Source organism: Pelovirga sp. C15f (assembly GCF_057178085.1).
This window is the reverse complement of sequence record NZ_JBXUCV010000002.1, coordinates 188,555-211,356: the sequence shown is the minus strand read 5'-3', so window position 1 is coordinate 211,356 and position 22,802 is coordinate 188,555. Positions and strand designations below refer to the sequence as shown.

At 54.4% G+C, this 22,802-nt stretch carries 22 protein-coding genes; 5 read left to right on the top strand and 17 right to left on the bottom strand.

The window, feature by feature from the left end; translation table 11 throughout:
- Window positions 1-47 precede the first annotated feature (47 nt).
- Window positions 48-179 carry a hypothetical protein gene (locus tag AC1931_RS06180; RefSeq protein ID WP_483876375.1) on the top strand — a complete coding sequence of 44 codons (132 nt, stop codon included), beginning with the start codon at window positions 48-50 and terminating at the stop codon, window positions 177-179.
- 22 nt (window positions 180-201) lie between these two features.
- On the opposite strand, the gene AC1931_RS06175 is transcribed toward AC1931_RS06180, so the two are convergent.
- From AC1931_RS06175 to AC1931_RS06110, 14 genes are all read right to left on the bottom strand, one after another.
- Window positions 202-1,749 (bottom strand): flagellar hook protein FlgE, encoded by a 1,548-nt coding sequence (locus AC1931_RS06175; RefSeq protein WP_483876374.1) that lies wholly within the window; start codon window positions 1,747-1,749, stop codon window positions 202-204.
- 83 nt (window positions 1,750-1,832) lie between these two features.
- The gene (locus AC1931_RS06170) at window positions 1,833-2,216 is read right to left on the bottom strand and encodes a TIGR02530 family flagellar biosynthesis protein (protein WP_483876373.1); all 384 of its coding nucleotides are present in this window, start codon (window positions 2,214-2,216) and stop codon (window positions 1,833-1,835) included.
- Complete coding sequence (locus tag AC1931_RS06165; RefSeq protein ID WP_483876372.1) at window positions 2,216-2,878, bottom strand: flagellar hook assembly protein FlgD; 663 nt, start codon at window positions 2,876-2,878, stop codon at window positions 2,216-2,218. Before AC1931_RS06165 ends, AC1931_RS06170 begins: the two co-directional genes overlap by 1 nt.
- A gap of 38 nt (window positions 2,879-2,916) precedes the next feature.
- Entirely contained in the window at window positions 2,917-4,491 is a 1,575-nt protein-coding gene (locus tag AC1931_RS06160) for a flagellar hook-length control protein FliK (protein WP_483876371.1), read from the bottom strand.
- 40 nt (window positions 4,492-4,531) lie between these two features.
- A complete protein-coding gene (locus tag AC1931_RS06155; protein ID WP_483876370.1) occupies window positions 4,532-5,044 on the bottom strand; it encodes a MotE family protein in 513 nt (170 codons plus the stop codon).
- Entirely contained in the window at window positions 5,041-5,484 is a 444-nt protein-coding gene (gene fliJ, locus AC1931_RS06150; protein ID WP_483876369.1) for a flagellar export protein FliJ, read from the bottom strand. Before fliJ ends, AC1931_RS06155 begins: the two co-directional genes overlap by 4 nt.
- Entirely contained in the window at window positions 5,485-6,813 is a 1,329-nt protein-coding gene (locus tag AC1931_RS06145) for a FliI/YscN family ATPase (RefSeq protein WP_483876368.1), read from the bottom strand.
- Window positions 6,810-7,487, bottom strand: a complete 678-nt coding sequence (locus AC1931_RS06140; protein ID WP_483876367.1) for a FliH/SctL family protein — start codon at window positions 7,485-7,487, stop codon at window positions 6,810-6,812. Before AC1931_RS06140 ends, AC1931_RS06145 begins: the two co-directional genes overlap by 4 nt.
- Window positions 7,474-8,487 (bottom strand): flagellar motor switch protein FliG, encoded by a 1,014-nt coding sequence (fliG, locus tag AC1931_RS06135; protein ID WP_483876366.1) that lies wholly within the window; start codon window positions 8,485-8,487, stop codon window positions 7,474-7,476. Before fliG ends, AC1931_RS06140 begins: the two co-directional genes overlap by 14 nt.
- Before the next feature lie 38 nt (window positions 8,488-8,525).
- Window positions 8,526-10,145 carry a flagellar basal-body MS-ring/collar protein FliF gene (fliF, locus tag AC1931_RS06130; RefSeq protein ID WP_483876365.1) on the bottom strand — a complete coding sequence of 540 codons (1,620 nt, stop codon included), beginning with the start codon at window positions 10,143-10,145 and terminating at the stop codon, window positions 8,526-8,528.
- Between the two features lie 225 nt (window positions 10,146-10,370).
- Window positions 10,371-10,676, bottom strand: coding sequence for a flagellar hook-basal body complex protein FliE (fliE, locus tag AC1931_RS06125; protein WP_483876364.1), 306 nt, complete (start codon window positions 10,674-10,676; stop codon window positions 10,371-10,373).
- 5 nt (window positions 10,677-10,681) lie between these two features.
- Window positions 10,682-11,113, bottom strand: coding sequence for a flagellar basal body rod protein FlgC (flgC, locus tag AC1931_RS06120; RefSeq protein ID WP_483876363.1), 432 nt, complete (start codon window positions 11,111-11,113; stop codon window positions 10,682-10,684).
- Window positions 11,114-11,130: 17 nt separating this feature from the next.
- Window positions 11,131-11,535: a flagellar basal body rod protein FlgB gene (gene flgB, locus AC1931_RS06115; protein ID WP_483876362.1), complete on the bottom strand. Its 405-nt coding sequence runs from the start codon at window positions 11,533-11,535 to the stop codon at window positions 11,131-11,133.
- A gap of 40 nt (window positions 11,536-11,575) precedes the next feature.
- On the bottom strand, window positions 11,576-13,978 hold the full coding sequence (locus tag AC1931_RS06110; protein WP_483876361.1) for a tetratricopeptide repeat protein: 2,403 nt from the start codon (window positions 13,976-13,978) through the stop codon (window positions 11,576-11,578).
- A gap of 349 nt (window positions 13,979-14,327) precedes the next feature.
- Here AC1931_RS06110 and AC1931_RS06105 point away from each other — a divergent pair, with 349 nt between their 5' ends.
- From AC1931_RS06105 to AC1931_RS06090, 4 genes are all read left to right on the top strand, one after another.
- Window positions 14,328-16,007 (top strand): molybdopterin-dependent oxidoreductase, encoded by a 1,680-nt coding sequence (locus tag AC1931_RS06105; protein WP_483876360.1) that lies wholly within the window; start codon window positions 14,328-14,330, stop codon window positions 16,005-16,007.
- A gap of 81 nt (window positions 16,008-16,088) precedes the next feature.
- Complete coding sequence (locus AC1931_RS06100; RefSeq protein ID WP_483876359.1) at window positions 16,089-16,958, top strand: ChaN family lipoprotein; 870 nt, start codon at window positions 16,089-16,091, stop codon at window positions 16,956-16,958.
- The gene (locus tag AC1931_RS06095; RefSeq protein ID WP_483876358.1) at window positions 16,958-17,407 is read left to right on the top strand and encodes a YaiI/YqxD family protein; all 450 of its coding nucleotides are present in this window, start codon (window positions 16,958-16,960) and stop codon (window positions 17,405-17,407) included. The genes AC1931_RS06100 and AC1931_RS06095 overlap by 1 nt, the downstream gene beginning before the upstream one ends.
- A gap of 281 nt (window positions 17,408-17,688) precedes the next feature.
- A complete protein-coding gene (locus AC1931_RS06090; protein ID WP_483876357.1) occupies window positions 17,689-18,561 on the top strand; it encodes a carboxylate/amino acid/amine transporter in 873 nt (290 codons plus the stop codon).
- A gap of 7 nt (window positions 18,562-18,568) precedes the next feature.
- Here the strand turns inward: AC1931_RS06090 and lspA are convergent, their stop codons facing one another.
- The 3 genes from lspA to AC1931_RS06075 all read right to left on the bottom strand — a co-directional run bounded on the left by lspA (window position 18,569) and on the right by AC1931_RS06075 (window position 22,757).
- Window positions 18,569-19,072 (bottom strand): signal peptidase II, encoded by a 504-nt coding sequence (gene lspA / locus AC1931_RS06085; protein WP_483876356.1) that lies wholly within the window; start codon window positions 19,070-19,072, stop codon window positions 18,569-18,571.
- Window position 19,073: 1 nt separating this feature from the next.
- Window positions 19,074-21,854 (bottom strand): isoleucine--tRNA ligase, encoded by a 2,781-nt coding sequence (ileS, locus tag AC1931_RS06080; RefSeq protein ID WP_483876355.1) that lies wholly within the window; start codon window positions 21,852-21,854, stop codon window positions 19,074-19,076.
- 126 nt (window positions 21,855-21,980) lie between these two features.
- Window positions 21,981-22,757 carry an ElyC/SanA/YdcF family protein gene (locus tag AC1931_RS06075; RefSeq protein WP_483876354.1) on the bottom strand — a complete coding sequence of 259 codons (777 nt, stop codon included), beginning with the start codon at window positions 22,755-22,757 and terminating at the stop codon, window positions 21,981-21,983.
- Between the last annotated feature and the right edge of the window lie 45 nt (window positions 22,758-22,802).

Sequence of the window (22,802 nt, the reverse complement as noted above, 5' to 3'; positions counted from 1 at the left end):
AGTTTCGACTAAATAGCAGCGGCTAATCGTTGACTAAAGCAGGTATCATGCCATTATCAGAAAAAATACATAAATGGTTTTTTTTTGATCAATTTCAGCAAGTTACGAAGAAACAACAAACCCCTTTAAAAAATAAAAAGGTGCCGCCAGGACAGATTCCGGCGGCACCTTTTGCCTAAGTCAGAATTTTGACCATAGTAATTAACGCTTGAGGTTGATAACTTCTGCCAGCATTTCGTCTGTCGTAGTAATCGTTTTCGAGTTCGCCGAGAACCCCCGCTGGGTGGTAATCATCTTGACAAACTCACCCGCCAGATCAACGTTGGACAGTTCCAGCGCGTTGGTAAAAATATTACCCACCCCGGAGCCGACGGTACCGATAACCGGCACCCCGGATGAAGTGCTCTGAGAGTACATGTTGTTGCCGATTTTATCCAGCGCATTGGGGTTGGTGAATTTCGCCAGGGCCATCTGCATCAGTTTCCGCGGTGCGCCATTGGAGAAGTTACCGATCACGTATCCTTCAGAATCGATGTTCAATTTCACCAGGGTCCCGGTGCCGAACCCATCCTGCTCCTGGGACACGACCACTGAAGGGCTGGCATACTGGGTCGTTTGCATATCGATAGCGACTTGTTGGGTTTGAACCGCGCCATTTAACCAGGGCAGGTTACCGGCGGGGATTGTTGCTGTCGGCTGAGGGAACACCGGCTCACCGCTTGTATCGCCCGGGGGATCATAGAGATCAGCTCCATCTATGCGAATAAGGTTACCGCTCGCATCAAACTCGAGGGTACCACTGCCGACAACAGCCAATTCACCGGAGGTTCCGCCGGTCAGCTCCCCACCATCGACAACCGCATTCCACTGCCAGTTCTGATCAGATGTTTTGGTAAAATAAGTCGTCATCAGATGAGTACTGCCGAGACTGTCAAACACCTGAATAGAGGTTGCGTAATTCGATGTGCCGGCCGGGTTTAGTGAATCAAAAGAAACACCATTGATTCCATTACGCAAGCTTGCTATTGCTGCTAATACATCAGGATCGGCTGCATAGGTTATTTCATCTGCTGCCGCTGCCGTAAGCGCGGCGGCCTGTAATGCGGGATCTGCAGGATTCGCTGCAAAGTCAGTATATGCAGCGTTTGTAGCTCCACCAGCAGTGACAATGACAGCATCAAGAGCGGTAGCACTGGAATCGACAGCCGGGGGAGCAATCGTCTGCGCATCAGAGTTCAGGTTGGTATTGAGATTGACATTCGCGGTTGGACCGGACTGGGTGAAGGAATTGGTATTAACCCAGATCGGTTGTAAATCACCGACCGTATTGCCTCCGGCATCAAGGTCGTAACCCATCACGTTGAAGCCCTCCGGGTTCACCAGAAAGCCCTCAGCATCGAAGCGGAAGGCTCCGGCACGGGTATAGAAGTTACCGGCGGCACCGGACGTTGGATCACTGACGATAAAGAAACCGGAACCTTCGATAGCCAGATCGGTATTGGTTTCGGTGTTTTCAAAAGTGCCCTGGCTGAAGATATTGTCAACGATGGACAGTCCGACCCCACGGCCAACCTGGGAGGCGCCGCCGGAACCGGAGATCTGGCTGGAGAGCAGGTCACCAAAGATGGCGCGGCTCGATTTGAAACCAACGGTATTGGCGTTGGCGATGTTGTTACCAATAACGCTCATGGCATTGGCATTGGCGTTGAGTCCACTGACACCACTATAAAGAGAACTCGATACTCCCATGGTCTTACTCCTTTGTGTCGAAAGCCGCGTCCGTCGGTCGGCGGCTTGCGAACCTCCTCATATGAGGACCGGTTCGGCGGGTTTTAAGCAATAACTGCGCTGTCGATGTTGGTAAATACGTTATTTTTCAATTGATCCCTGCCCACAACCGTTACCACGGTGTCATTTTTCACACTGACCACCAGGGCGGTATCGTCAAGCATCACCAGGGACTCGCGTCCCCCCTTGAGGTTGATCTGCTCGATGGCTGATTCCAGTCGTTGCAATTGCTGAGGGTTAAAAGCAATGCCCCGGCTATGCATGCGCTCGCTGGCATGGCGCGAGAACCTGATGGTTGCCGGCTCCAGCTGGTTACGCAGCAACGCATCGAAACTGGTTCCGGTCGCCGGTACACGATCCGGTCGTTTAGCCGTCGGCTGGCCACCCGGAAATACCGGTTGCGGAAAGATGTTGATGGCATCGGTCATCAGCTGCCTCCAGCCTTGGTAATCCGTCCCAGGGCAAAAGTACCGCTACTGGTATCAAGTTGAACCCCGGTACCGCCCAAATCGACCGCCTCCACCCGCCCTTTGATCAGGCTCTTGCTGTCGATGGTCTTCTCATCGGCATCAATGGCGTGAACGATTAGGGAATAATCACCGGGAACCAGCGGCATGCCGGAATCGGTGTAGCCATCCCAGTCAACAAAATACTGACCAGAGCTGGTTTCACGGGCGGTAATGGTGGTCAGGGTGCTACCACTTTGGTTCTGTACATAAAGGGTAACCTTATCTGCCGGCGTATCCAGCCGATAACCAAGCTGCATCGCTTCCCCATTAAAGTGGAATGCCGATCCCTCCGCGACCACGTCCTGACCGATCAGGCTTAAAGCTGACATTTTCTCCATCTCGCCGCTCATCCTCCCGAGTTGCTCGAGATTTTCGTTGGCATTGGTCAGCTGTTCGAGCTGACCGAACTGGGCCAGTTGGGCGGTAAATTCAGTCGGGTCGGCCGGGTTTAACGGATCCTGATGCTGCAACTGGGCAACCAGAAGCTTGAGAAAATCCTCCTTGCCCATGGAGACATCCTTGCCCCCCATATTGGTCAAGGCCGGGGTCTGCGACGCAATGGCTGGGTTGATTGTTGTCATAATCTTACGATCTCCCGAATTCAGGGTTTACCAGCGGATTAAACATGAAGGCTGATTCCTCTACCACCATTCTGGGTCAGATGAGCCAGGGGGATGGCCTGATCTTCCCGTAACGGCTCCTCTTTATTAGAGCGCCGGTGCTGTTCTGACTGTTCTGCTCCGTGGCGCTGGTGAGCCAGATTGTCAGCCTGCCCTTGCTGCTGATTCTGACGGGCATCACTGCTGACCTGAAAATGATCGATCTTCAGCCCCTGTTCAGCCAGGGAGTTACGCAACTGCCCAAGATTACGCTCGAGCACTTCCTGAACCTGCTGGGTCTGGGCATGCAGGTTGGCGCGGACACGATCTCCTTCGACCATCAACTCGATCCGCAGGGAACCGAGCTCAGCCGGATGTAATCGCAGTACCATACGCCCCATATCACCTTTATCACTGCCGGACAGATGGGTCACCACCTGGTCAAAAATCTGACTGTCGGCGATCTGTTGACTGGCGGCAAAAGGTGCTGCTGCCGCAACTGGTGCAGTAATACCTTGAGTTGCAACGGGAACCGCTGCCGGTTGACCGTGCAGATGGGTGTGCTGTGGATGCAACCCGTCAATTACCTGCCTGGCGTTCAAGCCATTCTGTGTCAAAGCAACCTGAGGTGCAGACTTGTCCAGAACGTTGGCAAAAAAACCGCCGACGTCATCCACTGGTGCTGGATTGACGGATGCCTGCTGACCTTGCTGTAGTGATTGTGCCTGTCGGCCACCCTCAGCTACCTGACCGGCTTGTGCATGCCGCGGCTTGAGCAACTCGCTGAAGCGGGCTTCAAGAGACGAGGCGGAAGGTTCCAGGCGTTCCGGCAGATCAGTACCACGAACTGCAGTCGTGGCCATCTGGGTACCCTTGGCTTCACCGTCTGCTTTGACTGGAACAACGTCGGTGTCGGCTTGTGCCGGGGTGGTACGCAGTTGCGTCAGACGCTCACGAACCTGCTCGAGCTGTTGAGCGGCCACCAGTTGTCCGGGTGGCAATTCACCACTGATCTCCTTACCGGAAGGATTTCGGGTCTGCTGCTGAGGCTGAGCTTGATATTGACTGAACCAGGCAATCAGCTCTTCCACCTTCTGATCAAGGGGGACTTCATTCTCCTCCGTCTCCGGAATCTGTGCAGGCAGAACTTGCTCGCCCACCTGAGCTGCGACTACCTGATTGTGAAGCTGCCATTCTGGCAGAACCTCTTCAACCAGATCGACCAGTTGCTGCAGTTGAGCATCATCCATTGAATCCGGAACCGTTCCTTGTTCAAACAACAGCGCCAAAACCTCCAGCATTTCCCCATCCATCTGCTCAATCTGCTCCAGCAGATCCTGCTGTTGCGGTTGCAGACCCAACAGTTGGTCAGCATCCTCACCTAACAACGCCGCATAACTGCTCAGTAACACGCCCTTTCCCGGAAGTCCGACCAGGCCGGCTTGCTCCTGCTCCGCGGTCTGAAAGACCACCTGCTGTTCCTGTTGCGCCATGGCCTGACCAAAAAGCTGCGCTTGTCCTGCTGCCGCTTTTCCACCAGCCTTGATATTGCCCGTTTGGGGGACTGGCGCAATCATCATCGCTGCATTCATCATCGCTGTTTCACCTCCTTTCCTTGTAGAATTTGCCATGGGATTAATTTCCCAGCGTTTCGTCTACCGACAAGTCGGTAAATGCCTTGCTCAGCTTGATCGCCGTTTCGGCGTTAAGTCGTTCCATAATTTGACCAGCGGTTTTTTTCTTGATTCCAAGCAGCAGATTGACCGCCATCCCGGTTTCCAGTTCACTGATCAGAACAGCCGCCTGTTGAGGATTCATGCGCTCGTAAATCAGGCTCAATTCTTCGATCCTGGCGTTCTCTTTTTCGTCGCGCTGATCGAGGAGGTCATTCAACTCGGTACGCAAACGCTGCATCGCGGCGATTTTCTTATCGACCTCTGCTTCCAGGGTCTTTAGCTCCAATTCACGCCCTTTTAACTGTTCTTCCCGCGCGCTCAGGCGTTCGGCACGCTCCTTGATAGCAGTGAGAATCCGGCGCTCCTCAACCGAGGAAAACTGCTCCTCAGCGGCGAGGGAAAACAGCGGGGTATGCATGACAAGGATACTGCCAAGAGAGAGAGTGACGATAATCCAGAACCGTTTTTTCATGGCGTAGGCCCCTTATTGCGCAGGCTGATTTCATCGAGTTGGATGCGCTCTTTGCGTTCCTGTTCGCGCCGAAATTCAGCTTCCTGACGTTCTTTGAGTTTGTCCATCACCTGCCGGTCACGGGCGGCATCGAGCAACACCGCGCGCTGCTTGATGATTCTTTTTTCAAGCCCTGCAAGCTGTTCCTTCAACTGGGCGCTGCGCCGTCGACAATAATTGATGCGGCTTTCGTAAATATCGATCTCGGCGATAGTCAGCCCTTCTTCCTGCCGCTGTTTGAGCGTGTGATCCTGATCATTTAATTCCTGCTGCTGGGTGGCAATGGCCGCGATCAACTCCCGCTGCTGCTGCTGACTTAAAGCCAGGGCCTGCTGAGCCTGTTCCTCGAGGGTCGTGCGATAATTGAGAACTGACTGCAGTTTGAACTTTTCCGCCATCATTTAGCCTTCCCGCGGCGTTTTGCGACGATCAAGCACCAGTGCGTTCATCTGCTCTCTGGTCGTTTCCAGATCAAAGGATTCATCCATTTCCTGACGCAAGAAATCATTCACCGCCTCAATGCGGCCGATGGCGTAATCAATTTTTTTATTGCTCCCTTCAGCATAGGCACCAATATTAATCAGGTCTTCCGCCTCTTTGTGAACGGCCATAATTTCGCGGACATTACCGGCCAGCTGCAGATGCTCCTTGCTGACGATATCGCGCATCACCCGACTCGACGAGGTTAGTACATCGATGGCCGGATAATGGTTACGCGCCGCCAGGTCGCGCGATAGAACAATATGACCATCGAGGATCGAACGCACCGCATCGGCTACCGGCTCGTTCATGTCATCCCCTTCCACCAGCACGGTGTAAAGTCCGGTGATACTCCCCTTATTCTTGAAATTGCCGGCGCGTTCCAGTAATTTCGGCAGGGTGGCAAACACCGACGGGGTGTAGCCTTTGGTCGTTGGCGGCTCGCCGATAGCCAGACCCACTTCACGCATGGCCATGGCAAAACGGGTCACCGAATCCATCAGCAACAGCACATCTTTGCCCTGGGCGCAGAAATATTCAGCGATGGTGGTTGCGACAAAGGCACCGCGCATACGCAGCAGCGGTGACTGATCGGAGGTAGCGGTTATCACCACCGAACGCGCCAACCCCTCCGGGCCCAGATCACGTTCGATAAATTCCCGCACCTCACGACCACGCTCGCCAATCAGAGCAATCACATTGACGTCGGCTTTGGTATGTTTTGCGAGCATGCCTAACAGCACGCTCTTGCCCACACCGGAACCGGCCATAATCCCCATGCGCTGGCCGGTTCCGCAGGTCAACAGGGAATTGATCGTCCGCACCCCCAGATCGAGGGGAGCGATGATCGGTTTGCGGGCCATAGGACTGGCGGGTAGAGCGTAAAGAGGGCATTCATGATGGCAGGGTTCCAGCGGCATCTCATCCAATGGCTGTCCGAGGGCATCCAACACCCGCCCGAGCAATTGTTCCCCAACCGCCAGCGTCGCGCTGCTGCGCACCACCTGTATCAGAGAGCCGGGGCCCAAGCCACGTAATTCCCCCAGGGGCATCAGCAATGCACGGGAATCACGAAAGCCGACCACCTCGGCCGGAACCGCCGGCCCACCGTCGCGGGGCAGTAGTTCACACAGAGTGCCGACAGTCGCGGTTGGACAATAGCCCTCGACCACCAGACCGACGATCTGAATGATCTTGCCACTGACCTTGTAAGGGTTGACGGCTTTGATCCGCTGCACCAGATCGATCATGATGTTCCTGTCATCGCTTCCTGGAGGACTTGACGAATAGCGACAAGCTGGGTTTCCAGGGTGGCATCCACTTCGCCGAGATCCGACTCAATCTTACAACCACCCGCAGTGACCGCAGGATCGGTTTCAACTATCAGGTTCTTCAAGCTGCTGATACTTGCCAGAAACAAGGGCTTGTGTTCGTTGACGGCAGCCAGATCGACCGGATTGACCTTGATGCGGTAATGATCGGCGCGCACCGAGGCTTTGAGGGCTTCAGCAATCACCTGATTGATAATATCGGCGTGAATGCTGACCTCACGGTGGATAATCTGCTCAGCGATCGCCATCACCAGGCGTAACATGTCATCGCGGCTGTTCCGGGCCATTTGGCTGCGCAACTGGTCAACTTGCTTCAGTGCCGCTGCCAGCGCCTGGGCTGATGATTCCAGCCTGGCTGCGGTTGCATTCATGGCATCATGCTGGCCGCGGGCGTAGGCCTCATCAATATCTTTTTTCGTCACCGCTGCCGGTGACGGAACCGAACTGCCGGCGGGGACTTTGGCTTTTGCCGGTGAATCAACGACAAAGGCGTGAGCCGCCCCAGTGACCTTGCCGCCCTCACCAAAAGAGCTGAAGTGAAATTCTCTGACTTCAGCGATTTCGGTTCCACGATAGATTTTAGACAAGTTCATCGCCACCACCCCCTCGGCCCGGGATCACAACCGTGCCCTCTTCTTCAAGTTTCAGGGCCACCTTTACTACTTCCATCTGCATTGCTTCAACCTCGGACAGCTTGCGCGGACCCATGGCCTCAAGATCTTCCATGATCATGTCAGCAGCACGCTGGGAAATATTGGAGAAAATCTTGTTTTTAACCGCATCGCTGGCGGTCTTCAGCGCCAGGGTCAACATGTCGGTGCTGACCTCACGCAGTATCGCCTGCATCCCGCGGCTATCAATGGCAATCAGATCCTCAAAGGTGAACATCCGCCGACGGATCTCTTCGGCCATTTCAGGATCGGTCGCTTCAATACTGGTGAGAATATACTGGTCGGCCCCCTTTTCCATTTTGCCGAGAATCTCAACAACCTTCTCAATCCCTCCAACCTGCTTGTGATCGTGACCGACGATGACGCCAACCTCGCGCTGCAGAGCCGCCTCGATCTGATTGATCACTTCCGGTGAGACATTATCGATCTTGCCGATCCGATAAACTACCTCACCGCGCATATCCTCCGACAGTTCCGCCAGAATCCGGCTGGCGTGGTCATCACGCTGGGTTGACAGAATCAGGGCAATGGTCTGGGGATGTTCATTCTCGAGCAAACCGGCGACCATACGTGGGTGCATCTTTGAGATGGTTTCCAGCGGTCGTCCTTCGATCCCGGCAGAGACCTGATCAAGCAGTTGCTGGGCACGGTTACTGTCAGCACCGCCTAAAATCGCATGCTTGGCAAATTCTTCGCCACGGATATACACCCCGATATCATTATTGCGGGCACTCTTGTATTCTTCGAGAATTTCACGTGCCAGTGAGGGTTCAACGTGCTCAATTTCCATCATACAGCGGCTGATTTCGCGCACCTCGGCATCATCGAGGGCTTCGAAAATTCGTGCTGTCGCTTCCTCACCCAGACACAACAGGAGCAGAGCGGCTTTTTTGGCACCTGACAGATGTTTGGTTTTTTTCACTGCGGGATCTCCTTGGGGTCAGCGCAATACGATATCTGTCAGGACTCAGCGGGCTCATGCCGCAACCAGTTTTTGACGACCTGGACCGGGAACATATCACCGCCCAATACCTCCTGGCGAATTTGTGCCAACGGATCGCCAGGGCCACCCAACAACGGAGTCGAGTTCTGGCCGCGCAATTCATTTTCAAGTTCTTCAACGGTTTTCATCGGTTCTGTCTGTTCACCGGCGCCACGCAGAGTACGTAGCAGTGGACGCAGGAAGATCAGATAAACCATGATCGCAGCGACCGCTAACAGGCCATAACGAATCAACGGCAACAACGGATAGACCCGATCCACCATCGAGGGCTGAGGCAGGGTCATGTCACCAAAGGTACTTTCAAAGGGCATGGAAACAACCGAGATCAGATCACCGCGGCCATCATTAATACCTAAGGCGCTGCGTACCATCTGTTCGATCTCCTGAATTTCTGTCGTGCTGCGCGGGGTTGTCACCGGCGGTTCACCATCAGCACCAGGGGTCACCCGGTCGGCCACCAGCACCGAAACCGATAAACTCTGCAACGCTCCTACGGATTGAACGGTCTTGCTGACCACCTTGCTCAATTCATAGTTGACGGTCTCTTCCGTGCGGCTTGAAGGAATACTGGTCGTTGCCCCGGCGCCACCTTCTTCCAGATTGGCCACAACCCCGGGCACGCCACCGGTAATCTGCTGGCCGCCTTCTTCGTTCATGGTCTGTTCACTTACCACCACCGTGCCCCGCGGATCATAGGCTTCCTCAACCCGTTCACGCTGGTCGAAATCGATGCTGGCATTCACCTTCACCAGGGCATTGCCCACCCCGAGAGCGCGTTCCAGCAATGTCTGAGCGCGATGTTCCAGGCGACTTTCCATGGTTTGCTGATAGCTCAACATCCCCGGCGTCATGGGCCCGGGCATTTCATCGCTACGATTATTGGACAGGGTGCGGCCATTGGAATCGACGACGGTGACATATTCCGGGTCAAGACCTTCGACACTACCGGACACCAGGTGAACGATGCCCTGCACCTGGGTGTCGCGCAAGGTGCGGCCGGCTACCAACTTGACAATAACCGAGGCGGTCGCCGGTTGCTGCTGCTCACGGAACAGGCGCTTTTCCGGCAGGGCAAGATGGATCCGCGCCGCTTCCACCGGCGCCAGGGAGGTGATAGTGCGGGTCAATTCCCCCTGCAGGGCCCGCCGGTAATTGACCTTCTGGGTGAAGTCGGTCATGCCGAAGCTCTGTTTGTCAAAGATTTCAAAACCGACGCCGCCATCCGCCAGGCCGGACCCGGCCAATTCGAGACGCGCCTCATAAACCTGATCAGCGGGGATCATGATCATGGTTCCGTTGCCTTCAAGACGATAGGGGATCTTGCGATCTTTCAGCCACTGCACCACCTCGGCCGCATCCCGACTGGGAAGATTGGCAAACAGCAGACTGTAATCAGCGACCCGCGCCTGCATGATAATCAGACTGAACAGCAACATACTGACCACCGCAACCCCGACCAGACTGAGCTTGCGCGCCATCGACCAGGCGGCAATCACATCGATGAAGGTTTGTTTTTTGTTGCTGCTGGTGGCGCCGGTATCACTGGTACCGATCAAAACCGGTTTGTCCTCAGCCATCGATTCGCTCCTTTTTCACTGGTTCTTGACCAAACAATGAGCTCGCTGCTCCCTACCACTACCCGAATTTATTCAGCCTAAACCTCATGCCATCGCAAAAAACCAAAGGATGGCTAAGCAAAAATTTCGTCCTACAAGGCCTGGTGGTTTTTCAGGGGCGCAGGCATACATACAGTATGTCAAGGTCCTGATAAAACGCCGGAGGGCGGACTTTTTGGGACGCCATCAAACCTGCATGCGCATCACTTCCTGATAGGCCTCAACCGCCTTATTGCGCACCTGAACCATCATGCGCAACGAAATATCAGCCTCTTCCAGACGGATCATCGCTTCATGAAGGTTTTTGGTATCCCCGGCGACTATATTTTCAGCCGCGCGGTCGGCCGTTATCTGGGCCTGATTGACCCCGGCAATGGAACTTTTCAACGCCTCGGCAAACTTGTCACCAATCTGTTGGGCCGGTGCGGTCCGTGGTTGCGCCAGGCTTTTTAGCTGGGTTGCTAGTGTGACATCCGTAATATTTTTCATCATTCACCTCAACGTCCGATTTCCAGGGCTTTAAGAGCCATTCTTTTTGCAGCTTTTACCACGGTTACATTAGCTTCGTAGGCCCGCGATGCCGACATCATGTCGGCCGTTTCCTCAACCAGACTGATATCGGGCATGGCCACTGTGCCGTTTTCGTCTGCATCCGGGTGAGACGGGTCATACACCATCCGGGGGGGGCGATCACTGGCCTGGACATGGGAAACACGCACCGCGTGGGCAGCATCGCGCATCCGTCCATCAAGGGTAGCGGCAAAATCCTGCTGGGTACTCTGAAACACCACTTCGCGTTTGCGATAAGGGCCACCATCCGGGGTACGTGTGGTTTCAATATTGGCTAAATTGGAACTGATCGCGTTGAGCCGGGTGCGTTGTGCTTTCAGTGCCGACGAGCTGATCTTCATACTGCTGAACAGATCCATAAAACCTCCTTAGCGCCTTATCGACCATCCGATACGGCGTACTTGAGCATTGTCAATTTCTTCTTTAAAATTTGTGTTCCAGCCTCATAGAGCAGCTGGTTTTCCGCCAGAGAGAACATCTCTTCATCAAGGGAGACGGTGTTGCCATCACCAATGCCGCTGGTATCAACATCACGCTGGATACGCCCCTGAATCTGGTTAAGACTGGCGCCATTGACCGGGAGATGGCGGGCGTGAGCCGGTTTGGTGTTCATTTCAGGGCGCTTGATGGCCTGTTGCAGATCGTCCTCAAAACTCAACTTGCGGGCACTGTACCCGGGAGTATCGGCGTTGGCCATGTTGCCCGCAATCACCTGCTGGTTGCGGGCACGCATATCGAGACTCTTTTCAAGGACCGCAAGGGTACGATCAGTTATTTTCATGGGTCACTCCTGACTGTTTTTTGACACTTGCACAAAAGTTTCAGCGTTCCACCTGTATCAGCAAATCCCGCGCCAACTTTCCCCAGGCACTGTTGGCATCGTCACGAATCAAGGCCTGCAACTGCTCTAATGCTGCCGGCCGGCGGCGTTGCTGAAACAGCATCTGGGCGCTGCGGTACCGCGCCTGAGATGAAAAATCAACATCATCAACCAGACCTTCATAGAGGCGCAATGATGACGTCAGGTCAGCAAGCTGATAATAGGATTCGGCCAGTCGGGTTTGTTCGCGCGGCAATAGTGGCTGTGCGGCGGCGACGCGTTCGAGGTTAGTGACGACTGCGGCAAAGTCGTCCTGTTGCCAGTGAATTGCGGCGGCACGCAGATTGGCCTCAGGGGTGTCGGGGCGGTCACGGCGCAAAATCCAGTCATGAATCTCAGCGTCCAGACCCTGACGTTCAAGGCTGTCGATCAACAGCACAAATACTGCGCCGGCATCATCTCCGTCAGGGTATTGACTTAGATACCGGCGAGCATAGTCACCAGCTGCCAGATACTGATCACGCTGCATGAAACTTTGTGCCAACGGCAAAAAAACGTCTTTCTGAACGGGACTACCGGCACGTTGATCAAACAGGTAGAGCAGTACCCGCGATGAACGCTCATAAAGACCAAGACGATCAAATGCTCGCACCAGATTATCGAGAAAAGTCCGCTCATAGCGGCTGGCCAGCAACAATTCGCGGTTCTGTTCCACCAGCACCACCGCCTGCAGATCGTTCCCCTGATCAAGCAGCTGTTCGACCACCATCGGCAGTTGCTGACTCAGTAGAATACTGGCTTCGCGCCGCAACGGTGAGGTCGCAAAATCGCGGCGAAAAGACATCAGGCGGTTAACACTGGTTTGATGTTCCGCAGCCAGAAACAACACCAGCGCCTCCTTGAAAAATGCTTCTTCGCGCAGGTTGCGCACCTGCGAGCGTTGACCGATAACTTCATATTCATTGGCCAGGGCGGCAATAGTTGCCACTTCGCCATTCATCACCCGGATATCAAGCAGACGTATAGCGGCGCGATCTCCCCCTTCGCTTCGTGGGTAATCCTGAGTTGTACGCTCCAACCCGATCCAGCCCCAGTCCGGGTTACCCGTCTCAAAAGCGGCAGCGGCGGCGGCAAAATGGATCATATCCGCACCTTGTTCATTGCTGAAAGCCAATGCCAGGGGCTGATAGAGGCGGTGGGACAATGCAAAATCCCGGGCCTGGAATGCCGCATGGGCGGCACCCTGACAGGAAGCGTAATAAAATTCACACAGTGGTGGCTCGTCAGCCAATTCACGGTAGGCGGCCAAGGCACGATCACGCTCTCCCAACCCAGCCAGGGCATCGGCCAGGCGAATCCGGCGAACCGTTTCAAGGTGGTGAGGCCAGGTCAACTCCTCCTCCTCCTTCAAAAGATCCAGCACCAATTGGTGCTGGGACGCAGCCAGCGCTGCTTCGGCGTGGAGCAGACGTATCGGTACGGCGAGAGGATGTTCCGCTGTCAGAGTCGTCAGCTTAATTTGCAGATGGAGCAGGGCACCGATGGCATTATCACGCGCAGCCTCACCCCATGCTGTCAAATAGTCGACACGGATTTGCTGATCAGCGCTGAGGTCCCTCAGGGCACCTAAACGTGCCAGACCGGCGGCATAGGAACCCGTGCGTAAATAAGCATCGCCCATCATCAGATCGCGCTGCCGTCTTTCATCGTCGTCCAGCCCCTGAAGGGCCATGCCCTCCTGGAGCAGGCTTAAAAACATCCCTTCATCTGCCAGTTGTTGTAATGGCAACAACGCACTGTCGGTACCGGCAACGGCATCCAGTGGGGGCGCAGGAGTCAAGCGCTGTGGAATTCGAATATTCCAGTCACTCCGATAATTGCGAAAAAACTCCAGCCAGTTGCCCTCCCAGGGCGATTGCTGTTGCGAGCGCAGGGCGACAGAGCCACCACGCCGGGGCGGGACATCGGTAATACGAAAAGCAACCCCCGGACGGACCGCCTCCTCGCCCACCCATTCGAGATCCAAGACAATCCGTGCTGGATTTTCCAGTGCCTCAGCACTCACGTGCCGGGGAGTGCGACGCATCAACATGGAAACAACCAGATCATTGTGACGGCGGATCAGGGTCATGCGGACGACGGTACCATCCTCCGGCAGGGTCTGCAGAGTCGGGTCAGAACCCGCCCCATCAAGACGAAGTTCGATACGTTGGCCTGACGAATCAACGCTGAAATCCGTTTGTTGCGATAGCATAACGCTCACCCGGGTGCGACTCGGATCTTCCTGCTTCTGAATCCCGGTAACGGTTGTTGCCGCTTTGGCAGGCAGTGCCAGACTCAGGAAGAACAACAGCAGGAAAAGGCCAACGCCAATAATTTTTTTCCAGGTCAACAAAGGGGTCATACGTTCCTCCAGCTATGGGCAGAGCTCGTCGCGGGGGATCAATGGCGAGAATCATGCCAATCCATCCGAAAAATTGCTATCTTACTGTTTTTATTGTTTTTTTTCTTTTGACAAAAACCAGAAAGGCACTTTGGAAAAAACTCTCTCCGCCATGGTCAGTATTTTGACAGGCTAGGTTTTATACTTTACATTCAAGGATGTCGGCACATGCCAGAATCGCTTTTTTGTCCGGATAAAGCTTCAACTATAGCAATGCAACCTTAGAGAATTGCGTCAATTCGGTGCTCCTGATAAAGTAGCGCCGTTACGCCAACAGATCCTTCCCGCCATCCTCAGCCAAAGGACCCAGATGATGAATTTTTTCTGCAGTAAAGATTGTCCGGATCTCTGTGGGATGGACATCCACAGTGAAGAAAGCATGATCAGTTATCGGGCAGAACCCCAACTCTGGAGTTCCCCCGGCTTTATCTGTGCAAAATTCAAGGATTTCGCCACCCGGGAAATCAACAACGGTCTGTTATCATGGCAAAGGACCGGGGATGACAGGGAGTATTTTCCCGATGCGGCCAGCGGCCTTGGCGCGCTGGCCAAGTGGCTCGAGCCCTTTCGCCACAAAAACATCCTCTACCTGCGCGGATCCGGAAGTCTGGGCTACAACATGGGTTACTGGGATCAGCTTTTTGCCGCTTTTCCCCATTGTGTCACGGTCAACAGCGACCCCTGTGATGCCACCGGCGACAAAGCCCACGAGCTTGACTTCGGCTGTGTCAGCAACCCTTGTGTCACCCTACTGGCCGAAGCCGAGACTATCATTCTGTACGGCAAAAATGCTGCAGTCACCTCACCCCATCTGTACAGTTATCTGAAAAAACTCAAAAAATCGGGTAGCGAAATCATCCTGATTGATCCGGTCAAAACAGCCACTGCCGGTCTTGCCGACCACTATATCCAGATTCAACCTGCCTGTGATGGCCTGCTCGCCTGCGCCTTGCTGACTGAGCTGGGGCACGAACGCGACTATCCAGTTTTGCAGCTTCTTGAAACCGCGGGAGTGACCAGCGAACAATTCACCCTGCTACTTGAACGCTTGCGCACCAAAAAGGTCGCTCACATTCAGGGAATGGGACTGCAACGCCAGGAAAACGGGATGAACGCCATCCGCTGGATTAATCGCCTGGCCCACTTTACCAACGGCAGCGAGCGCCTTTATTACGGTCAGTCTTCAAAACGTCGCTGGCAACCGCACCCCGCCCGCTTCAGCCAAAAAATTTCTCTGGATGAGGTAGCAGTCCGACTTGCAGCTGGAGAGTTCGATCTGTTTGTCAATATTGCCGTTAATCCGGTAATAACCTACGCCGACAGTAGCCTCTGGATTCGCGCCCTGAATCGCACGCCAACCCTGGTGGTTGACACCAACATGACCACAACCGCTACCTATGCTGATTTTTTCCTTAAAGTTGGAGGGATGTTTGCCCAAGCCGATTTTCAGGGCAGCTACTTCTTCCCCCACCATTATTCCCGCCCCGCCTTTACCGATGAACTCAGCGACATGCAGGCCGCCCGCGCCCTGGCGAAAAAGCTCAACATCCCTCTGATCAGTACATCTGAAGAGGAGTTGCGTGCGCCTGTGCCATCACCACGCAGCTATCAAACCGACTCCCTTGAGCTGCACTGGCCGCAAGCGATGAGGGATTTTCGTCTACTGACGGCCTCGCACCTTGACTACCTGAATTCGCAGATTATTAGCGGCCAGGAGCAAGGTCTGCAAGTTATTCATATCAACCCCCTTGATGCTGAATCACGGGACATAGCGAGCGGCGACGGCCTGCGCGTCGAAGGGGATTGCGGTGCCTTTAGCGCCCATGCCCTGATCACTGATGAGGTGCCGAAGGGGACCCTGATGTGCTGGAAAAACCTGCCGATGCTCGCTGGCTTCTGCAACAGCGCGGTTCCCGGTCGGCTGACAGACGGGAACAACGGATTGGCCTATTATGCCGCCGAAGTACGTATTTTCAAGATCACAGTCTGATGAAACCGAGCCCCCTCTCTTGACCCCGGACACGCGTCAGCGACAGAATAGGATTTTGATCCTGACTTATGGAGGCGTGCTATGTCCTTTGTCCGTATACTTATCCTGTCTATTATCAGCTTATGGTTTCTGCTCGGTTCAGCCTCAGCTCATCCGCATATTATCGACGTTGCTACCAAAGAGGAGATCAGCTTCCGTCAACTGATCGACAAACTTGCGCAAGTTCGCGTCGTTTTTATTGGTGAACAGCATGATCATGCCGGACATCATCAGATGCAGCTCGAAATTATCCGAGCACTGGCTAAGGAGAAAAAAATCGCCATCGGTCTCGAAATGTTTCAGGCTGAGGACCAGCAGGCGTTAGACGACTGGACGGCCGGCATCAGCAGTACCGAGGAATTCAGGCAGAGCTATCAACGCAACTGGGGATGGTGGTCCCTCTACGAGCCGATCTTCTCTTATGCCCGCCAAGCGCAGATCCCCATGGTCGGGCTTAACCTGCCGCGCAGCATCACCCGGCAGGTGGCGACGAGCGGTTTTTCCTCCCTTGATGCTGAACAGATCAGCTTTCTAGGCGGCATGACCTGCAGCGTCGACGCCACCTACGAGGATTTTATCCGGCGTGCCATTGGCAGCCACGGCCATGGCAGCTTTGAATTCCGTAATTTCTGCGAAGCGCAGCTGGTGTGGGACAAAGCCATGGCGCGCTATATGGACCTCTATTTGAAGGACAACCCCGAACAGTCAGGCATTGTATTGGCCGGCAACGGTCACGCCTGGAAGTACGGCATACCAGCGCAGAAGACCGATTTGGGCCATACCGATTTTCTCGTCGTGCTGCCTGAAGTCGCCGGGCGATTGAGCCGCGCGCAGGTAACCCTGGAGGATGCGGACTTTCTGTGGCTGGATGTTGGTGATGGTTCGTGGGGTGTAGCTGAGAAGGAGTATTAATGCATATCTGGGTTGATGCCGATGCCTGTCCGGCGGCGATCAAGGAGATTCTTTTTCGCGCGGCACAACGCACCGGCTTGTCCCTGACTCTGGTCGCCAATCACGGCATGCGCATTCCGCCCACAGCCGGCATTTCATTCGTCCTTGTTGCTGCCGGCAGCGATGTCGCTGACAACGAAATTGTCAAACGCCTCTCCAGCGGCGATCTGGTGGTAACCGCCGACATCCCGTTGGCCGCAGAAGTGGTCGCTAAAGGCGCTGTCGCATTGGACCCCCGCGGGGAACTTTATACCGCAGAGAACGTTCGGGCACGCTTGAATGTCCGGGATTTTATGGAAAGTTTGCGCAGCAGCGGCGTCGAAACCGGCGGCCCGGCGGCATTAACCGCCAAAGACCGCCAGGTATTTGCCAATCAGTTGGATACCATCCTCCAACAGCGTAAGCGCTGAAAAATGGCTGATTTCTTATTTACTGCGCAAATACTCTGACATTCTCTTCGCCTCCAGGTTCACTGAGGGTTCGCAGTAGGCGACTGTAGTGTTGTGAGGTTTGACGCCAACTGGGCCTATCGGGTAAAAAACCGTTATAACTCCTTTCACCACAGGAGAATCACCCCACTGACCCCTTTTGCCCGACTAGTAAACCCAGTCCAACATTTAGGGTTGACTAGTGCCGATTAATTGAGTATCGTCCCCCTGTTTTTCTGCATTTCATGAATAGGGGCCTGCCTATGGTATATCTCGTCAGCATTACCCTGCTCTGGGCTTTTTCGTTCAGCCTCATCGGCGTCTACCTGGCCGGTCAGGTTGATTCCTATTTTTCGGTCTTTATGCGCGTGGCCCTGGCCAGCCTGATGTTTCTTCCCCTGCTACGCCCCATCCCGCTAAAACCGGCAGTTCAATTAATGGCTCTGGGCGCTATTCAACTGGGGTTGATGTATGTTTTTTACTTCCATTCTTTCACTTTGCTGAGCGTACCTGAAGTCCTTATATTCACCATTTTGACCCCCATCTACGTTACCCTGATCCACGACCTCTTGCACCGACGTTTCCGTCTGGGCTACCTGCTGACCGCCATGCTGGCTGTTGTCGGCGCTGCGATTATCCGTTACAACCCCATGGAAAGTCAGATATTTGTCGGATTTCTGGTGGTCCAGGGTGCGAACCTCTGTTTTGCCCTGGGGCAGGTCGGTTACAAAACTTTACTCGAACGAACTTCAACGAAGGTGCCGCAACGCTATCTGTTCGGATATTTCTATCTCGGCGCCCTCGCGGTAACCCTGGTCCTGTGGCTGGCGCTGGGTGATATGGACCGGCTGCCGACAACGAATCAGCAATGGGGGATCCTGGTGTATCTGGGTGTGATAGCTTCCGGGCTGGGGTATTTTCTCTGGAACAAGGGGGCAACCCTGGTGGATGCCGGTACCCTGGCGATCATGAATAACGCATTGATTCCGGCCGGGCTGCTCGTCAATCTGCTGATCTGGAATCGTGATGCGGACCTGATGCGTCTTGGAATCGGCGGCGGGGTGTTGCTGCTGTCGCTGCTGGTGCATGAATACTGGGTAAAACAATCGAACCCTGTCGCGCACACCAGCAGCTAGGTAACCATCAATCCTGCTGTCGCGCTTTGCGCTGACGCCGGTGTGCCAACTCTTCCTGCAGGGAGAGCAGCAGCAGGATGGTCACACCGACACAAATGGCGCTGTCGGCCACGTTAAAAGCCGGCCAATGGTACTGATACCAGTGCACACCAACAAAGTCGACCACCTCACCCAGACGGATACGATCAATAACGTTACCGACCGCGCCACTGAAAATAAGGCCGAGGGAGAGGTGCATCCACTTAGCCGTCACCGGCAGGGTCCGCAGATACCAGAGAATTCCCACCACTGCGATCAACGCCACTATCAAAAAAAACGGCAGGCGCCAGGCACTGTCGGCAAGAATTCCAAAAGCCGCCCCGGGGTTACGCACATGGGTCAGGTAGAGATGATTCTCGATCAGCACCTTGACCTGCCCGAGGTCATAATTGCGTTCGAAATAGACCTTGGTGAGCTGATCGAGGACCAGACTCAGAATGGCGACGCCACCAAACAGGGAATATTTTTTCATCTCACCCTGCTGCCAGTGCCGCCACACAGCGGGAGCAGAGGCTTGCATGCTCAGTGTGCTCGCCAACGCTGACAGCGTAATTCCAGCAGCGTTCACATTTGCCGCCATCAGCAGCTGCAATCTGCACCTTGAGCCCCGGAACCTGGGCTGACTCCTCTGCCGCCAGGGATTCTTCGGTCAACTCCACCTGTGACACAATAAAATAGGCCGGCAGCAACGGCAGATAGCGGTTCAGCAAGTCACGATAATCACCCGGAACCTGAAGCACGACCCTGGCCTCCAACGATTGTCCCAGACGCTTTTCACCGCGGGCTTTTTCCAACTGACGCGAGACTTCGTGGCGCACCTTGAGTAACCGCTCGTAGGTCGTTTCCAGGGCATCATCAAGATCAGCCGTAATCACTTCGGGGAAAGATGCCAGATGAACACTCAAGGGGCGCTCACCGGGCAGGCGTTGCCAGATTTCATCGGCGGTAAAACTCAACACCGGAGCAATCAGTCGGGTCAGGGTATCAACAATGCGGTACAAGGTGGTACGTGCGCTGCGATATTCGATACTTGAAGGGGCGCTGGCGTACAAACGGTCTTTAAGAATATCGAGATAAAAGGCACTTAAATCGATGCTGCAGAAATTGTGGACGGCATGGTAGAGGGTGTGAAACTCGTAGTTTTCATAAGCATTGCGCACCCGTTGCGTCAGCCGAGCCAGCCGCGACAAAGCCCAGCGATCCAGTTCCAGCAGTTCTGCCGAGCTCACCTGATCGGTGGCAGGGTTAAAATTGTTCAGGTTGCCGAGCAGATAGCGGGCGGTGTTGCGAATACGCCGGTAAGCATCAGACAAACGTTGCAGGGTTTCGTCTCCAAGGCGAATATCATCACGGTAATCGGTAGCGGCCACCCACAGGCGCAGAATCTCAGCACCGTACTTCTTGATGATTTCATCCGGAGAAATAACATTTCCCATCGACTTGGACATCGGGCGACCGGCCTTGTCGAGTACGAAACCGTGGGTCAGTACCGCCTTGTAGGGGGCGCAATCACGGGTTCCGACCGATTCCAGCAGACTGGAATGGAACCAGCCGCGGTGCTGGTCGGATCCTTCCAGATACAGATCAGCAGGACTGTGAAGCTCGTCTCGCAACTCACAGACGGCAGCGTGGGACACGCCGGAATCGAACCAGACATCAAGGATATCGGTCTCTTTAGTGAAACTATCGTGACTGCAAGCCGGACAGCGGGTACCGGTCGGGAGCAGCTCGGCGGCGTCCTTCTCAAACCAGACATCACTCCCTGCTTCTTCAAACTGGTCGGCAATATAATGCATGACAGCACCATCATTCAGGGCTTCTCCGCATTTTTCACAATACATGATGGTGATCGGTACACCCCAACTGCGCTGACGGCTGACACACCAGTCCGGACGGGCTTCGATCATATTGTAGATACGGTCGCGGCCCCAGGCCGGAATCCATTCGACCCGCTCAATCGCTTCAAGAGCCTTGTGACGCAGGTTGTTATGCTCCATGCTGATGAACCACTGCTCAGTAGCGCGGAAAATAACCGGCTTTTTGCAACGCCAGCAATGGGGATAGCTGTGGCTGAGCTCGGACTCGTGCAATAAGGCTCCAACTTCCGACAGCTTGTCGTTGACCGCACGGTTGGCTTCGGCCAACTTCATCCCGCCGAACAGCCCCAATTCTTCGCGATAACGGCCGTAATCATCAACCGGATTGTAGATCTCCAGACCATACTTGAGGCCGATCACATAGTCATCGTGACCATGCCCGGGGGCGGTGTGGACACAACCGGTTCCGGCCTCGAGGGTAACATGATCACCAAGCATGATCAGGGAGTTGCGCTCGTACAGGGGATGTCGACAATTTTTCGTATCGAATTCGGCCGCATCGAGAGGAGCGACGACCAGGGCCCCTTCAAGACCAAGGGCCGTTTCTACCTTTTCGCGCAATCCTTCGGCAACCACCAGATAATCGCTCCCCGTATCAAGCACCACGTAAGGCAATTCCGGATTCAGGCTGATGCCCAGATTGGCTGGAATGGTCCAGGGAGTTGTTGTCCAGATGACAAAACTCAAAGGCTTGTCGGTCAGATGCGCCAACGACTTCGGCAAGGTATCAACATAGGGAAACTTGACATAGATTGAGGGGGAGCTGTGGTCAGCGTACTCCACTTCGGCTTCAGCCAGGGCGGTCACGCAGGAAGCACACCAGTGAATCGGCTTCTTCCCTTTAAACAGGGAGCCGCGTTCAGCCAGCCGCGCGAGTTCACGGGCGGTGGTCGCTTCATAGCCGGTGGTCATGGTCAGATAAGGATCGGCCCAGTTGCCAAAAATCCCTAGACGTTGAAATTCCTCTGACTGGGTGGCTACCCACACTCTGGCATAGTCACGACATTCACGACGAAACTCGGCTTTGCTCATCTCGCGCTTCTTTTTACCGAGTTTTTTATCGACCATCAGTTCAATCGGCAAACCGTGGCAATCCCAACCAGGTACATAAGGGGCATGAAATCCCTCCATCCGCTTGCTTTTGACGATAATATCCTTGAGCACTTTGTTCAGGGCGTGCCCCATGTGGATATGGCCGTTGGCATAGGGGGGGCCATCATGCAGAATAAATTTCTGTTTGCCGCTATTGGTTTCTTCGAGTTGACGATTGAGACCGGCCTGTTGCCACTGAGCAAGGATTTCCGGCTCCCGTACCGACAGATTGGCACGCATGGGAAAATCGGTTACAGGTAAATTGAGGGTGTCTTTATAGTCCATGAAATATTTCTCCAAGAGGCTAAAAATGCCTTGATGATAATTTAGTATCTGGTCAGCACCGGGCCGGGAATCCTGGGGCAAGGACGATAGCTGAATAACAACTATAGTTATTCATTATTCTACTGTCTATTCCTGCGCGCTCTGTCCTGTCAGCCGCGCCCACAAAATTCCCAAATGCTCGTGAATCAAGGCATCCGTGCGAGCCAGGGCCTCACCGTCGGGGAAACTCCATAAACGCCTGGTCGGCTTGCTCAGGTGAGCTGTCGGCGCAGGAGTGGGATCAAGCCCGGCGCCGCGAAACAGCTCCATGGAACGGGGCATGTGAGTCGCTGAAGTCACCAGCACCAGCTCAGCATCAGCAAAAAGGTCTGCAATCAATTGTGCTTCTTCGACGGTATCACGCGGACCGATAAAGGTCAGGATGTCTTCATCGGGAACGCCCAGCGCAAGAGCCAGTTCTCTGAGTTTTTCCGGATAGGCTACCGGATCGGCGTTCATACCGTGATAACCGGTAAAGATCAGGCGGCTACCGGGGTTCAATCGATAAATACGAATCCCTTCGGTCAGGCGGACAATGGCGGTTGCACTCAACTCGCTGGTCAGGGGCTGAGCAGCCACCGTCTGGTGCCAACTACCAAGAACAACGATATAATCAGGCGAGCTGATATCCTGTGTATAGGCTGGATAACGTGCTTCGAGATCGGCAATCCAGCGATTATTCAAGGGCGCGTAACTACTGACAAACAGCAGGGCTATAGCAACAACAACACAAATAATTCCAAACCAGCGGTTTTTTCGGCGCAGCAGGGAAGGAACCGCCAGTAACAGCAATAACAGGGTTAAGGGAACCGGCGTGAGAAAATCTCCCAGGATTTTTTTCAGCAGAAACAACAGATGATCCATCAGTCAATATCCAGGAAAGGCAAAAAAAGCTTAAAACAGCGGGAG